General features: G+C 73.1%; 2 protein-coding genes. Both read left to right on the top strand.

Annotation, left to right across the window (positions count from 1 at the left end):
• Window positions 1-4: 4 nt before the first annotated feature.
• Window positions 5-5,041, top strand: a complete 5,037-nt coding sequence (locus tag ACXIZN_RS17890; protein WP_457960544.1) for an SDR family NAD(P)-dependent oxidoreductase — start codon at window positions 5-7, stop codon at window positions 5,039-5,041.
• 33 nt (window positions 5,042-5,074) lie between these two features.
• Complete coding sequence (locus ACXIZN_RS17885) at window positions 5,075-16,066, top strand: SDR family NAD(P)-dependent oxidoreductase (RefSeq protein WP_457955770.1); 10,992 nt, start codon at window positions 5,075-5,077, stop codon at window positions 16,064-16,066.
• Window positions 16,067-16,136 lie beyond the last annotated feature (70 nt).

Here is a 16,136-nt window from a genome sequence, read left to right as displayed (position 1 = left end):
CAAGATGGTCGAGGCGATGCGGCACGGCGTCCTGCCCGCGACCCTGCACGTCGACGAGCCGTCCCCGCACGTCGACTGGGAAGCGGGCGAGGTCCGGCTGCTCACCGAGGCACGGCCGTGGCCGGAGGCGGGCCGTCCCCGGCGGGCGGCGGTGTCGGCGTTCGGGATCAGCGGCACCAACGCGCACGTGATCCTGGAGCAGGTCCCCGAACCTTCCGTGCCCGCGCGGACTCCGGCGCCGCCGTCGCTGCTGCCGTGGGTGCTCAGCGCCCGGACCGAGGAGGCGCTGCGAGCCCAGGCCGGACGGCTGCTCGGCACCGTCGGATTCGCCGACCCGGTCGACATCGGCTACGCGCTGGCGACCACCCGGACCGCGTTCGAACGGCGTGCGGTGCTCACCGGCGACGCCGACGCGTTGCGCACCGGGCTGGCCGCGCTCGCCGGCGGCCGGAGCACCCCGGAGGTCGTCACCGGCCGTGCCACGGAAGGAAAACTGGCACTGCTGTTCACCGGGCAGGGTTCCCAGCGGCTCGGCATGGGCCGAGGGCTCTACGAGGCGTTCCCGGTGTTCGCGGCGGCGTATGACGAGGTAGCCGCGCTGCTCTCGCTCGATGGCGACATCGATCGCACCGGCACCGCGCAGCCCGCGATCTTCGCGCTGGAAGTCGCGCTCTTCCGGCTCGTGGAGTCGTGGGGGATCCGCCCCGATTTCCTGGCCGGGCATTCGATCGGGGAGATCGCCGCCGCCCACGTGGCCGGGGTGTTCTCCCTGGAGGACGCGGCGAAGCTCGTCGAAGCACGCGGCCGGTTGATGGAGGCGCTACCCGAGGGCGGCGCGATGGTCGCGGTCCAGGCGTCCGAGGACGAGGTGCGCGAGTACCTGTCCGAAGAGGTCTGTCTGGCCGCCGTCAACGGACCTGAAGCGGTCGTTCTGTCCGGTGTGGACGGTCCGGTCCGTGAGGTCGCCGACAGGTTCGCGAAGGAAGGCCGCCGGACCAAGGCCTTGGTCGTCTCGCACGCGTTCCATTCTTCGCTGATGGAGCCGATGCTGGCGGAGTTCGCCGAAGTCGTCGAATCCCTGGGGTACCACGAGCCGCGGATCCCGATCGTGTCCACAGTGACCGAAGCGGCGGATCTGACCGACCCGGGCTACTGGGTGCGCCACGTGCGGGAGACCGTGCGTTTCGCCGACGGTGTCCGCGCGCTCGCCGAAGCGGGTGTCACCCGGTTCGCCGAATTGGGCCCGGACGGCGTGCTCTCCGCGATGGGTCTCGACAGTGCCCCCGACGCGATGTTCGTCCCGGTGCTGCGCAAGGACCGCGACGAACGGCAAACCGCCGCCCTCGCATTCAGCCGACTAATCGCGACGGGGGCCGAGGTCGACTGGACGGCGTTCTTCGACGGCACCGGCGCCCGTGCGGTCCCGCTGCCCACGTACGCGTTCCAGCGTGAGCGGTTCTGGCTCGACCCGCCCGCCGTCGCCGGCGACGCCGCCGGGCTGGGCCTGGCCGCGGCCGGGCATCCGCTGCTCGGGGCGACCGTGCCGACGGCGGGCGAGGACGGCCTGGTCGGATACGGCAGGCTTTCCCGCGCGGCACAGCCGTGGCTGGCCGATCACGCGGTGCTCGGCACCGTGCTGGTCCCCGGCGCGGCACTGGTCGAACTCGCCGTCCGGGCAGGCGACGAACTCGGCTGCGCCCGCGTGGCCGAATTGACCATCGCCGCGCCGATGGTGCTGCCGGAGACCGGCGGGCTCGCGGTGCAGGTCGTGGTCGGGGCCGCGGACGACGACGGACGGCGTCCGGTGTCGATCCACTCCCGGCTCGACGAGGCCCCGTGGACCGAGCACGCGACCGGCCTGCTCGCCCCCGGCGACGCTTATCCGGCCGCCAAGGACACCGCGTGGCCGCCCGCCGGAGCCAAGGCTCTCGACGTCACTGGGCTCTACCCGGGGCTCGCCGACGCGGGCCTGGAGTACGGGCCGGTGTTCCAGGGCCTCACCGCCGCCTGGCTCGTGGACGACCAGGTCTGCGCCGACCTCGAACTGCCCGCGGTGGCACACGCCGACGCCGGGAAGTTCGGCCTGCACCCGGCCCTGCTCGACGCCGCGCTGCACGCCATCGGCCTGCTGCCGGGCAACGCCGAGACCACCCGGTTGCCGTTCCTCTGGCGTGACGTCGTGCTGCACGCGGCCGGCGCCACCGCCGCCCGGGTCCGGGTCGCCGCCTCCGGGACCGGCTCGGTGCGGCTGGAGCTCACCGACGGTGCCGGAGCGCCGGTGCTGACCGTGGGATCGTTGCTGCTGCGCGAGGTCACGGACATCGGCCCGGCGGATCCGTCCACTTCGGACTCGCTGTTCCGGCTCGGCTGGTCCCAGATCACGACCGGGTCCCCGGCCGCGTCGACGGAGCTGCTCTCGGCGGTGCCGGGAGCGGGCGGGACCCCGGAGGCCACCCACGCGCTTCTGCGGAGCACGCTGGGAAAGCTGCAGGAATGGCTGGCCGAAGAGAAGGACGCCACCCTCGTGGTGCGCACCGAGAACGCGGTCGCTGTGTCCACTACGGACAGTGTCGAGCCGGCTTCGGCCGCGGTGTGGGGAATGGTCCGCAGTGCCCAGTCGGAGAACCCCGGCAGGCTGGTGCTGCTCGACGCGGCCGAGGCCGACGTCGACACCGCGCTGGCCGTGCTGGGCGACGAAACCCAGCTGGCCGTGCGGGACGGCGTCGTCCACGCCGCGCGGCTGCTGACCGCCGCGTCGTCGCCGGATCTCGCGCCGCCGTGGCACGAACCGGCCTGGCGCCTCGACAGCGTCGTCAAGGGCACCCTCGACCGGCTCTCCTTCGAGCCGTACCCCGATGTGCTCGAACCGTTGCTGCCGCGCGAGGTCCGGATCGCCACCCGGGCGGCCGGGACGAACTTCCGCGACGTGCTCAACGTGCTCGGCATGTACCCGGGTGACGCGGGCCGGATCGGTTACGAGGCCGCCGGTGTCGTCACCGACGTCGGCTCCGAGGTGACCGACCTCGTGCCGGGTGACCGCGTGATGGGCCTGGTGCACGGCGGATTCGGCCCGCTCACCTTCGCCGACCGGGATCTGCTGGCCAAGATGCCCGAGGGCTGGACGTTCGAAGAGGCCGCGTCGGTACCGCTGGTGTTCCTCACCGCTTACTACGCGCTGACCGATCTCGGCGCGCTGAAGAAGGGCGAGTCGGTGCTCATCCACGCGGCCGCCGGTGGTGTCGGGATGGCCGCCACGCAGCTCGCGCGGCATCTCGGCGCCGAGGTGTTCGGCACCGCCAGCGAGGGCAAATGGGATGTCCTGCGCGCTGCCGGGCTCGCCGACGACCACATCGCGTCTTCGCGGACGCTCGACTTCGAGGAGCGGTTCCGCGAGACCACCGGCGGCAAGGGCGTGGACGTCGTCCTCAACGCGCTGACGGGCGACTTCATCGACGCGTCGATGCGCCTGTTACCGCGCGGTGGACGGTTCGTGGAAATGGGGAAGACCGACGTCCGTCCGGACGGCGGCGGCGCGGGGCACCATCCCGGTGTGACTTACCAGGCGTTCGACGTGATCGACGCGGGCAACCACCGGATCGCGCGGATATGGGAGGAGTTGATCGCCTTGTTCGACCAGGGCGCGCTCACCCCGTTGCCGATCCGCACCTGGGATCTGCGCCGGGCACCGGAGGCGCTGCGCTTCCTGTCGCAGGCCAAGCACGTCGGCAAGGTCGTGCTGACCGTGCCGCGCCGCCCGATCGGCGGCACCGTGCTCGTCACCGGCGGCACCGGCGGGCTCGGCGCGGTCCTGGCCAGGCATCTGGTCACCCGGCACGACGTCAAGGACCTGGTGCTCACCAGCCGCCGTGGCCCGGACGCGCCCGGCGCGGCCGAACTGGCGGCGGAACTGACCGGGCTGGGCGCGACCGTGCGGATCGAGGCGTGCGACGCCGCCGACCGCGCCGCGCTCGCCGCGGTCCTGGACCGCACCCCGGAACTGACCGGGGTGGTGCACGCGGCCGGTGTCCTCGACGACGGCCTGCTCACCGCGCTCACCCCCGAGCGGTTGGAGAAGGTGCTGCGGCCCAAGGTGGACGCGGCGTGGAACCTGCACGAGCTGACCCGCGGCCACGACCTGACGATGTTCGTCCTGTTCTCCTCGGCCGCCGGAGTGCTCGGCGCGCCGGGGCAGGCGAACTACGCCGCGGCGAACACCTTCCTCGACGGGCTGGCGCATCACCGCCGCGGCCTCGGCCTGCCGGCGACGTCGCTCGCCTTCGGTCTCTGGGCCGACGGCATGGGCGATTCCGCCGACGCGGACCGCATGGGCCGTGACGGGGTCGGCAGTTTCGACCCCGCCGAGGGACTGGCGCTGTTCGACCTGGCCACCGGACTGGCCGAACCGGTGTCGGTGCCGGTGAAGCTGGACGTCGCCGGGCTCCGCACGATGACCGGGCCGGTGCCGCCGCTGCTGCGCGGTCTCGTCCGCGGTTCGGTGCGGCGTGCCGCGCCGGTGGACGCCGCGGCGCAGGCCGACGGGCTCAAGCGACGGCTCGCCGGGCTGTCGCAGGCGGACGCCGAACTGGTGCTGCTCGGGGTGGTGCGCGGCCAGGCCGCGGCCGCGCTCGGGCACGACGGCGCGGACTCGATCGAGCCGGGCCGGGCGTTCACCGAACTGGGCTTCGACTCGCTGACCGCGGTCGAGCTGCGCAACGGGCTCGACGCGGCCACCGGGCTGCGCCTTCCCGCGACGCTGATCTTCGACTACCCGACCCCCGACAACCTCGCCAAGTTCCTGCAGTCCGAGATGGACGCCGCGGGACCGGCCGCGGACACCGGCTTGGCCTCCGGGATCGACAAGCTCGCCGCCGAGCTGTCCACAGTGGACCTGGGGAGCGCGGACGGTGCCGAGGTCGAGGCGAAGCTGCGGAACCTGGTGTCCCTGTGGCAGGACCGGACGCGCCCGTCGTCCGGCGGCGACGCGGATCTGGAAGTGGACACCATCGACGACATGTTCGCCCTGCTGGACAACGAACTCTGACCCCGGCCCGCCGCCGCGAGGAGGACCACCGTCATGACGACCGACGAGCGGACGCTCGACTACCTCAAGCGACTGACCGCCGAACTGCGCGAGACGCGGCGCCGGCTGCGAGAGGCCGAGGAGAGCGGCTCGGAACCGCTGGCCGTGATCGGCATGGCCTGCCGGTTCCCGGGCGGGGTCACCTCGCCGGAAGGACTGTGGGACCTCGTCGACGGCGGCGGGGACGGGATGACGGGGTTCCCGGCGAACCGGGGCTGGGACACCGACGGGCTCTACCACCCGGACCCGGAACACCGGGGCACCAGCTACAGCGACCAGGGCGGATTCCTGCACGACGCCGGGGAATTCGACGCGGGCTTCTTCGGGATCTCGCCGCGGGAAGCGCTCGCGATGGACCCGCAGCAGCGGTTGCTGCTGGAGGTCACGTGGGAGACCTTCGAACGAGCGGGGCTGGACACGGCGGCGCTGAAGGGCAGCGCCACCGGGGTGTTCGCCGGGGCCATGCGCACCGAGTACGTCTCCGGGTTCGACGGCGGATCCGAAGAGGTCGAAGGCTTTCTCGGCACCGGTTCCTCCAACAGCGTGCTGTCGGGTCGGCTCTCCTACACCCTCGGGCTGGAAGGCCCGGCGGTCACGATCGACACGGCGTGCTCGTCGTCGCTGGTGGCGGTCCACCTGGCGGCGCACGCGCTGCGGTCGGGGGAGTGCTCGCTCGCGCTGGCGGGCGGCGTCACGGTGATGGCCACGCCGGAGACGTTCGTCGAGTTCTCGCGTCAGCGTGGGATGGCGCCGGACGGGCGCTGCAAGGCGTTCGCCGCCGGCGCGGACGGCACCGGCTGGGGTGAGGGCGCGGGCATGCTCCTGCTGGAGCGGCTGTCCGACGCGCGCCGCAACGGGCGCCGGATCTTGGCCGTGCTCAGGGGAACGGCGGTCAACCAGGACGGCGCGTCCAACGGCCTGACCGCGCCCAACGGTCCGGCCCAGCAACGCGTCATCCGTGCCGCGCTGAAGAACGCGAAGCTGACCGCCGCCGACGTCGACGCCGTGGAGGCGCACGGCACCGGCACGACCCTCGGCGACCCGATCGAGGCGCAGGCGCTGCTGGCCACCTACGGCCGCGAGCGGGAGAACCCGCTGTGGCTCGGTTCGGTCAAGTCGAACATCGGGCACACCCAGGCCGCCGCCGGGGTCGCCGGGATCATCAAGATGGTCGAGGCCATGCGGCACGGCGTGCTGCCCCGCACCCTGCACGTCGACGAGCCCTCGCCGCACGTCGACTGGTCGGCCGGAGCCGTCGAACTGCTCACCGAACCCCGGCTGTGGGAGACCGGCGACCGCCCGCGTCGCGCGGGGGTGTCGTCCTTCGGCATGAGCGGCACCAACGCGCACGTCATCCTGGAGCAGGCCCCCGCGGACGAGGACGAACCGGAACGGACTCCGCCCGCCGTCCAGACGTGGTCTCTTTCGGCTCGTGGCCCGGCCGCGCTGAAGGCCGCGGCCGCGCAACTTCTGTCCATAGTGGACACTTTCGATCCGCTCGATCTCGGCTGGTCGCTGGCCACCACCCGGACCGCGCTGGAGTCGCGCGCCGCGATCGTCGGCGGCACCCGGGAAGACCTCACCGCCGGGCTGACCGCGCTCGCCGGGGGAGAGCCCGCTCCGGGTGTCGTCACCGGCGAACCGCTGCTCGGGCGCACCGCGTTCCTGTTCTCCGGTATGGGTTCCCAGCGCTGCGGCATGGGCCGGGAGCTGTACGACACCTTCCCCGCCTACCGCGCCGCCTTCGACGAGGCGTGCGCCGCGCTCGACCCGCACCTCGACCGTCCGCTGGCCGGCGTCGTCTTTGGCGACGACCAGAAGCTGCTCGACCGGATGACCTTCGCGCAGCCCGCGATGTTCGCCGTGCAGGTCGCGCTCTTCCGGCTGCTGGAGTCGTGGGGCGTCCACCCGGACTACGTCGTCGGCCACTCCGCCGGTGAACTGGCCGCCGCCCATGTCGCCGGGGTCTGGGATCTGGCCGGTGCCGCGCGGATGATCACCGCGCGCGGGCGTCTGATGGAGGCCCAGCCGCCGGGCGGCGCGATGATCGGCATCCAGGCGACCGAGGAGGAGGTCGCCGCCGAACTGACCGACGGCCTGGAGATCGGCGCGCTCAACGCCCCCGACTCGGTCGTCGTCTCCGGTGAGGAAGCCGCCGCCGAGGCCCTCGCGGCGAAATTCGCCGAACGGGGCCGGAAGATCAAGCGGCTCAACATCTCCCAAGCGTCGCATTCGGCGCGGATGGACGGCATGCTCGCCGAATTCGGCGCCATCGCCGAGGAGATCCCGCACGGGACGCCGTCGATCCCGGTGGTCTCCAACGTGACCGGCCGCCTCGCCGGTCCCGACGAGGTCACCGTGCCCGGCTACTGGCCTCGGCACGTCCGGCAGCCGGTGCGGTTCGCCGACGGTATCGGATTCCTACGCGGCGAAGGGGTTTCCCGGTTCGTCGAGATCGGCCCGGACGCCGTGCTGGCCGGGATGGCCGCGCGGACGTTGCCGCCCGAAGGCACCCTCGTCGCCCCGGTGCTGCGCAAGGACCGCGCCGAGGCTCAGACGGCGATGACCGTGCTCGCCGAACTGCACGTCCGCGGCGCCCGCGTCGACTGGACCGCGTTCTACGAGGGCACCGGGGCCCGCACGGTCGATCTGCCGACGTACCCGTTCCAGCGCGAGAACTACTGGCTGCGCGGCGGTCGCGGCGCGGGTGACCCGGGCGGGCTCGGCCTGGCCGACGCCGCCCACCCGCTGCTGGGCGCGTCCGTCCCGCTCGCCGACGGCGCCGGGGTCGTGCTGACCGGCCGGATCTCGCCGTCCACCCATCCCTGGCTTTCCGATCACGCGGTCGCGGGCACCGTCATCGTGCCCGGTACGGCCCTGGTCGAGCTCGCGCTGCGAGCCGGTGACGAAGCCGGCTGCGCGCATCTGGAAGAGCTCACCCTGCGCGAGCCGATGGTCCTGGCGGGTCCGTTGGACGTCCAGGTGGTCCTGGCCGGGGCGGACGAAAGCGGCCGTCGCGCCGTCGCCGTGTACTCCCGTTCGGGTGAGGGTTCCTGGACGCTGCACGGTTCGGGAACCCTGGCGCCACAGGCTCCGGTCGCCGCTTTCGACCTCGCCGAGTGGCCGCCCCGCGACGCCGTCTCGATCGACGTCGCCGACGTCTACCCGGTGTTCGCCGCCGCCGGACTGGAATACGGCCCGGTCTTCCGAGGACTCAAGGCCGCCTGGCGGCTGGGCGAGGAGATCTTCGCCGAAACCGCGCTGCCGGAAGACACCGCGAAGGCCGACGTCGAACGCTTCGGCCTCCACCCCGCGCTCCTGGACGCCGGTCTGCACGCCATCGGCCTGCTGGCCGGGGAAGCGAGCGGCGCCAAGCTGCCGTTCCACTGGCAGGACGTCACGCTGCACGCCACCGGCGCGTCCGCGCTGCGGCTGAAGCTCACGCCGGGACCGTCCGGCGCCGTCACCCTGCGCGCCGCCGACGGCACGGGGGCACCGGTCGTCACCATCGGCTCCCTGACCCTGCGCGAACTCGCCCCCGTCACCGCCACGGCCCCCGGTCTCGACTCGCTGTTCCGTCTCGACTGGACGCCGGTGCCCACCCCGGCCGAGCCGTCACCGGTCGAGTGGGCCTATCACGGGCGGGTCGGCGGTGGAGCCGTGCCGCCGGTGGTCGTGCTCCCGGTGTTCACCGACCCGGCGGGCGCCCGCATCGCCACCCGTGAGGTCCTCGCCGTCCTGCAGCAGTTCTCCACCGAAGACCGCTTCGCCGACGCGAAACTCGTCCTCGTCACCTGCGCCGCCATCGGCCCGGGCCGCGTCGACCCGGCCGCCGCCGCGGTCTGGGGCCTCGGCCGCTCGGCGCAAAGCGAACTCCCCGGCCGGGTCGTCCTCGTCGACACCGAGACCGGCGACCTGACCGAAACGGAACTCGCCGCCGCGCTGGCGACCGGCGAACCCCAGCTGACCTTGCGCGACGGCGAGTTCGCCGCGCTCCGGCTCGGCCCCGTGCCCGGTGCCGACGAGCTCAGCCCGCCCGCCGAACCCGCGTGGCGCCTCGGCATGGCCGCCCGCGGAACGCTGGAGGAACTGCGGCTCGAACCCTGCCCCCAAGCCCTGGAACCGTTGGCGCCCGGGCACATCCGGGTCGCCGTCGCCGCCGCGGGCCTCAACTTCCGCGACGCGCTCAACGTCCTCGGCATGTTCGAAGGCGAGCCAGGGCCGCTGGGCAACGAGATCGCCGGTGTGGTCCTGGAAACCGGGTCCGAAGTGGACGATCTCGTCCCCGGCGACCGCGTGATGGGCGTCGCCATCGGCGGCATCGGCTCCATCACCACCGCGCAGCGCTCGATGTGCGCCCGCATCCCCGAGAACTGGACCGACGAGGAAGCCGCGTCCGTGCCGCTGGTGTTCCTCACCGCCTACTTCGGCCTCAAGGAACTCGCCGGGTTGCAGGCGGGGGAGTCCGTCCTGATCCACGCGGGCGCCGGCGGCGTCGGCATGGCGGCGATCCAGATCGCCCGGCATCTCGGCGCCGAGGTCTACAGCACCGCCAGCCCCGCCAAACAGCACGTGCTGCGCGAAGCCGGGCTGGACGACGGCCACGTCGCCAACTCCCGCACCCTCGACTTCGAACAGCACTTCCTCACCACCAGCGAAGGCCGCGGCGTCGACGTCGTCCTCGACGCGCTCACCGGTGACTTCGTCGACGCCTCCCTGCGGCTGCTGCCGCGCGGCGGCCGGTTCCTGGAGATGGGCAAAGCCGGACTGCGCGACCCCGGCGAGGTCGCCGCGCGGCACCCCGGTGTGCTCTACCGGCCCTACGACCTCATCGAAGCCGGTCCTGAGCAGTTCTCCCGTATGTGGGCCGAAGTGCTCGAGCTGTTCGCGAGCGGTGTGCTGAAGCCGTTGCCGCGTCACGTCTGGGACGTCCGCCGGGCGCCGGAGGCGTTCCGGTTGCTCAGCCAGGCCAAGCACATCGGCAAGGTCGTGCTCACCATCCCGCGCGGGCCGGAGCCCGGCGGCACCGTCCTGATCACCGGCGGCACCGGCGGCCTCGGCGCCCTGCTCGCCAAGCACCTCATCGCCGAGTACGGCGTCCGGCATCTGCTCCTGACCAGCCGCCGCGGCCCGGACGCCCCCGGCGCGACCGAGCTGTCCGAAGAGCTGACCGCGCTGGGCGCGACCGTCACCATCGCCGCGTGCGACAGCGCGGACCGCGACGCCGTCGCCGCACTGCTCGCTTCGATCCCGGCCGAGCATCCGCTCACCGCCGTGGTCCACGCGGCCGGCGTCCTCGACGACGCCCCGATCGACGCGCTGAACCCCGAACGTCTCGACCGCGTCCTCGCCCCGAAGGCCGACGCCGCCTGGCATCTGCACGAGCTGACCGCGGATCTCCCACTGCGCTGGTTCGTCCAGTTCTCCTCCGCCGCGGGTGTGCTCGGCAATCCGGGTCAGGGCAACTACGCCGCCGCCAACGCCTTCCTCGACGGCCTCGCCACCCGCCGTCGCGCCGAAGGCCTGGCCGCGCAGTCCGTCGCGTGGGGCCTGTGGTCCGGCGGCATGAAGGGCGAGCTCGGCGACGCGGGCGAAGAACGTATGCGCCGCAGCGGTTTCCCGCCGATCGACCCCGAAGAGGGCCTGGCGATGTTCGACCGCGCGGTCGGCCTCGACCACGCCGTCCTGCTCGGCCTCAAATTCGACCGCGCGACCGTGCGCGGCAGCGACGCCCCGATCTCCCCGCTGATCCGTGCGCTCGTCGGCGGTTCCGGCCGGGCCAAGGCCAAGACCGCCACCGCCGAGCAGGCGGGCGAACTGCGGCGCGAACTCGCCGGGCTGCCCGCGCCGGACCGGGACGAACTGCTGCTGGACCTGGTGCGCCGCGAGGTCGCGCTGGTCCTCGGGCACGCCGACGCGGCCGGGATCGCCGCGACCCGCGCGTTCAACGAAATCGGCTTCGACTCGCTCACCGCGGTCGAACTGCGCAACCGTCTCGGCGCCGCCACCGGTCTCCGGCTGCCCGCGACGCTCGTCTTCGACCACCCGACGCCCGACGCGCTGAAGATCTTCCTGCGCGGCGAACTCGTCGGGGACGAGACGCCGGCCCCGGTCGCGGTCACCCCCGCCACGACCGGGGCCGGTATCCACGACGATCCGGTCGTCATCGTCGGCATGGGCTGCCGGTACCCGGGCGAGGTCACGTCACCCGCCGAGCTCTGGCAGCTGGTAGCCGAGGGCCGCGACGGCGTCGGGGACTTCCCGGCCGACCGCGACTGGCCCCTGGACTCGCTGTTCCATCCGGACCCCGATCACCGCGGCACGACCTACGCGTCCGAAGGCGCCTTCCTCTACAACGCGGGCGATTTCGACGCCGAGTTCTTCGGGATCTCGCCGCGCGAGGCGCTGGCCATCGACCCGCAGCAGCGCCAGGTGCTCGAGACCGCGTGGGAGGCGCTGGAGCGGGCGGGGATCGATCCGGCGTCCCTGCGCGGCACCAGCACCGGTGTCTTCGCGGGTGCCCTGTCCAACGACTACATCTCGCGGCTGAGCGCGATTCCCGAGCAGGTCGAGGGATTCCTCGGCACCGCGTCCTTCAGCAGTGTCGTCTCCGGCCGCGTCGCCTACTCGCTGGGACTGGAAGGCCCGGCCGTCTCCGTCGACACCGCTTGCTCGTCTTCGCTGGTCGCCGTGCACCTGGCCGCGCAGTCGCTGCGGTCGGGGGAGTGCACGCTGGCGCTGGCGGGCGGCGTCAACGTGATGGCCTCGCCCGACATGTTCGTCGAGTTCTCGCGGCAGCGCGGGCTGGCCCCCGACGGCCGCTGCAAACCGTTCGCCGGGGCCGCCGACGGCACCAACTGGGCAGAAGGCGTCGGGATCCTGGTGCTGGAACGACTTTCCGACGCCCGCCGCAACGGGCACCGCGTCCTCGCGGTCGTCAAGGGCTCCGCGGTCAACCAGGACGGCGCGTCCAACGGGCTCACCGCCCCGAACGGACCTTCGCAGCAGCGCGTGATCCGCTCGGCGCTGGCGAACGCCGGGGTCGAAGCGTCCACTGTGGACGTCGTCGAGGCGCACGGCACCGGCACGCCGCTCGGCGACCCGATCGAGGCACAGGCCCTGCTCGCGACCTACGGCCAGGGCCGTGAGCGGCCGCTGCTGCTCGGTTCGGTCAAGTCGAACATCGGCCACACGCAGGCCGCCGCCGGGGTCGCCGGGATCATCAAGATGGTCGAGGCGATGAACCACGGGATCGTCCCGGCGAGCCTGCACGTGGACGAGCCGACGCCCCACGTCGATTGGACGGCGGGCGACATCTCGCTGCTCACCGAGCGGACGCCGTGGCCCGAGACCGGCGGCCCGCGCCGCGCCGGGGTGTCGTCGTTCGGTATCAGCGGCACCAACGCCCACGTCGTCCTCGAACAGGCCCCGGCCGAACCCGAGCCCGAGCCTTCGGGAACGCTGCCCCTGGTACCGCTGGTGGTCTCCGGACGCACGCCGGAGGCACTGGCCGCGCAGACTTCCCGATTGTCCACAGTGGACTTGAATGTCGACACCGGTTACTCGCTCGCCACCACTCGCACCCACCACCAGCACCGCGCGGTCGTCGTCGGCGAGCCCGGCGCGGGCGTGCGGACGCTGGCTTCGGGCGAACCCGCGTCCGGCCGCCTGGCCTTCCTGTTCACCGGACAGGGTTCTCAACGCGAAGGCATGGGTCAGGGGCTCTACGAAGCCTTCCCCGCCTTCGCCAAGGCCTACGACGAGATCGCCGCGCTGCTCCCGCTCGACGGCGACTTGAGCCGGACCGGGACCGCCCAGCCCGCGATCTTCGCCCTGGAGGTCGCGCTCCACCGGCTCTTCGAATCATGGGGCGTGCGCCCGGCCTTCGTCGCCGGGCATTCGATCGGCGAGATCGCCGCCGCGCACGTCGCGGGCGTGTTCTCGCTGGAAGACGCGGCGAAACTGATCGAAGCGCGAGGCAGGCTGATGGAGGCGCTGCCCGAAGGCGGCGCGATGGTCGCCGTGCAGGCCACCGAGGCCGAGGTCGCCGAATTCGGCGTGGCCGTCGCGGCGGTGAACGGCTCGGACGCCGTCGTGCTCTCGGGTGCGGAGGGGCCGGTGCTGGCGGCCGCGTCGGCGCTGGAAGCACGTGGCCGCAAGGTGAAGCGGCTCGACGTCTCCCACGCCTTCCACTCGCCGCTCATGGACCCGATGCTCGACGACTTCGCGGAAGTCGCGCGGAGCCTGACCTACGCCGAGCCGTCGATCCCGGTCGTGTCGGCCGTCACCGGCGCCGTCGCCACCGAGCTGACCGACCCGGCGTATTGGGTGCGGCACGTGCGGGAGCCGGTCCGGTTCGCCGACGCGCTGACCGCGCTGTCGGCCGAGAACGTGACCACCTACCTCGAAATCGGCCCGGCGGCGGTGCTTTCGGCGCTGGCCGCGGGATCCGGCGAGGCGATCCCCGCCCTGCGCGACGACAAGGACGAGACGGCGACGGCGGTCACCGCGCTGGCCCGGCTGCACGTCCGCGGGATCGACGTCGACTGGGCCGCGTTCTTCGCCCCCGCGAAACCGCGTGTCGTCGACCTGCCGACCTACGCCTTCCAGCACGAGCGGTACTGGCTGCGCGAACCCGCCGTGGCGCGGGTCGCCGGCGGCCTGCGCCATCCGGTGCTGGCCAACGCCGTGACGTCGGCGGACGACGGTTCGGTCCTGTGCACCGGCGTCCTGCCCGCCGACCCTTCGGACACGCTGCTGGTGGAGCTGGCGATCCGCGCCGGCGACGAGGCAGGCGCGGGCACACTGGCCGAATTCGCGGTCGAGGCACCGCTGACCGGGGACCGCGAGGTCCAGGTCGCCGTCGGTGCCGAGAGCGACGGCCGCCGCCCGGTCTCGATCCACACCCGCGCGGGACAGGGCTGGCAGCGGCACGGAACCGGATTCCTGGTCACCACCCCGGCCCAGGCGCCGCCGGTCCCGGACGGGCCGCTGACCGAGCTGACCCTGCCGGACGACTCCGCGCAGCTGTACGGCCTGCATCCGAGCCTGCTCGACCCGGTCCTGGCCGGACACGGCTGGCCGGTCGCCTGGCGGAACGTGACCCTGCACGCCACCGGCGCCACCACCGTCCGGGCGCATCTGAACCCGGCGGGGGAGCTGGCGATCTTCGATCTCGCGGGCGCTCCGGTGCTGTCGGCCGAGGTGACCTTCGGGGAGCGCCCGGCCGTGGTGACCGCACCGAGCGAGTCGCTGCACCGGATCGTCTGGTCGCCGGTCCCGGCGGGTGACGCCGAAGTGTCCTGGGCTCCTCTCGAAGACGTCGGCGCCGAGCTGCCCGACGCGGTGGTACTGGAACTCGCCGAACCGGCCGGTGACGTGGCCGACGCGGCACGATCGGCCACGGCGACCGTGCTCGCCGCGCTCCAGAACCCGGCGTACACCGGCACCCGGCTGGTCGTCCTGACCGCCGGCGCCGTGGCACTGTCCGAAGAGGACGGTGCGGATCCGGCAGCCGCCGCGGTCTGGGGGCTGGTGCGCGCGGCGCAGTCGGAGCACCCGGGCCGCTTCGTCCTCGTCGACGGAGACGGTGACACCACGCTCCTCGGCAAGGCGCTGGCCACCGGCGAAGACCAACTGTTGGTGCGAGAAGGCAAGCTTTACGCGCCGAAGCTCACACTGGCGCGGGCTCGCACCACGGAGACCCCTGCGTTGGCCGGGGGAGCGGTGCTCGTCACCGGCGGCACCGGTGGGCTCGGCGCCCACCTCGCGCGGCACCTGGTGCGGGCGCACGGCGTCACGGAACTGGTGCTCACCAGCCGCCGCGGACCGGATGCCCCGGGCGCGGCCGAGCTGGCCGGCGAACTGGAGGCACTCGGCGCGAACGTCCGCGTCGAAGCGTGCGACGTCGCCGACCGCGCCGCCGTCGAACGCCTCCTGGCCGGGATCCCGCGGCTGACCGGCATCGTGCACGCGGCGGGTGTCCTCGACGACGGTCTCGTCGGCGCGCTCACCCCGGATCGGCTCGCCACCGTGTTCGGTCCCAAGGCCGCCGCCGCTTGGCACCTCCACGAGCTGACCAAGGGGCACGAACTCGCGGCGTTCGTCCTGTTCTCCTCGGCCGCAGGGGTCTTCGGGAACGCGGGGCAGGGCAACTACGCCGCCGCCAACGCCTTCCTCGACGGTCTCGCCGTGCACCGCCGGGCGCTCGGCCTGCCCGCCCGCTCGCTGGCCTGGGGCCGCTGGGCGGACGGCATGGGCGGCGCCCTCGGTACTCAGGCCGGGCAACGCCTGAGCCGCAACGGTTTCCCCGCGCTGGGCATCGACGAAGGGCTGGCGTTGTTCGACGCCGCGCTGGCCGCGGACGTGGCCGCGTCGGTCCCGGTGAAGCTCGACAAGGCCGGCCTCGCCGACGCCGCCGCGGCCGGGCAACTCCCGCCGGTCCTGCGCGACCTGGTGCCCGCGGTCCGGCGCACCGCCGCGGCCGCCGACGCCGGAGCGCTGCGCGTCAAACTCGCCGGGCTGGCCGAAGCGGAGCAGGAACGCGCGTTGCTCGACCTGGTGCGCGGACAAGCCGCGGCCGTGCTCGGGCACGCCGGGGCGGCCGCGATCGCCCCCGGCCGTGGCTTCCTCGACCTGGGTTTCGACTCGCTCACCGCGGTCGAGTTCCGGACCGCGCTGGCCGCCGCGACCGGCCTCACCCTGCCTGCGACGGTCGTCTTCGACTACCCGGCGCCCGACGCGCTGGCGAAGTACCTCCAGACCGAACTCGCCCCCGAGACCGGCGCGGCCGACGCGGTGACCGAACAGATCACCCGGCTCGAAGCCTTGCTCGACGGGGCCGACCCCGGCGACCCGGAGATCGACGGTCGGCTGAAGCGGCTGCTGTCGGCCTGGGCGGCGAAGAAACCCGCGCACGCCGATCTCGACGCCGCTTCGCCGGACGACCTCCTCGCGCTGATCGACGACGAATTCGGCCCGCGCTGACCCTCATCCATTCAGGAGCCAGCCGGCGGAGCTGACACATCTCTCGGAAAGGTGACCAGACGCGTGAACC

The sequence above is a fragment of the Amycolatopsis sp. TRM77291 genome (genome assembly GCF_054166285.1).
This window is presented reverse-complemented; position numbering and strand designations above follow the sequence as displayed.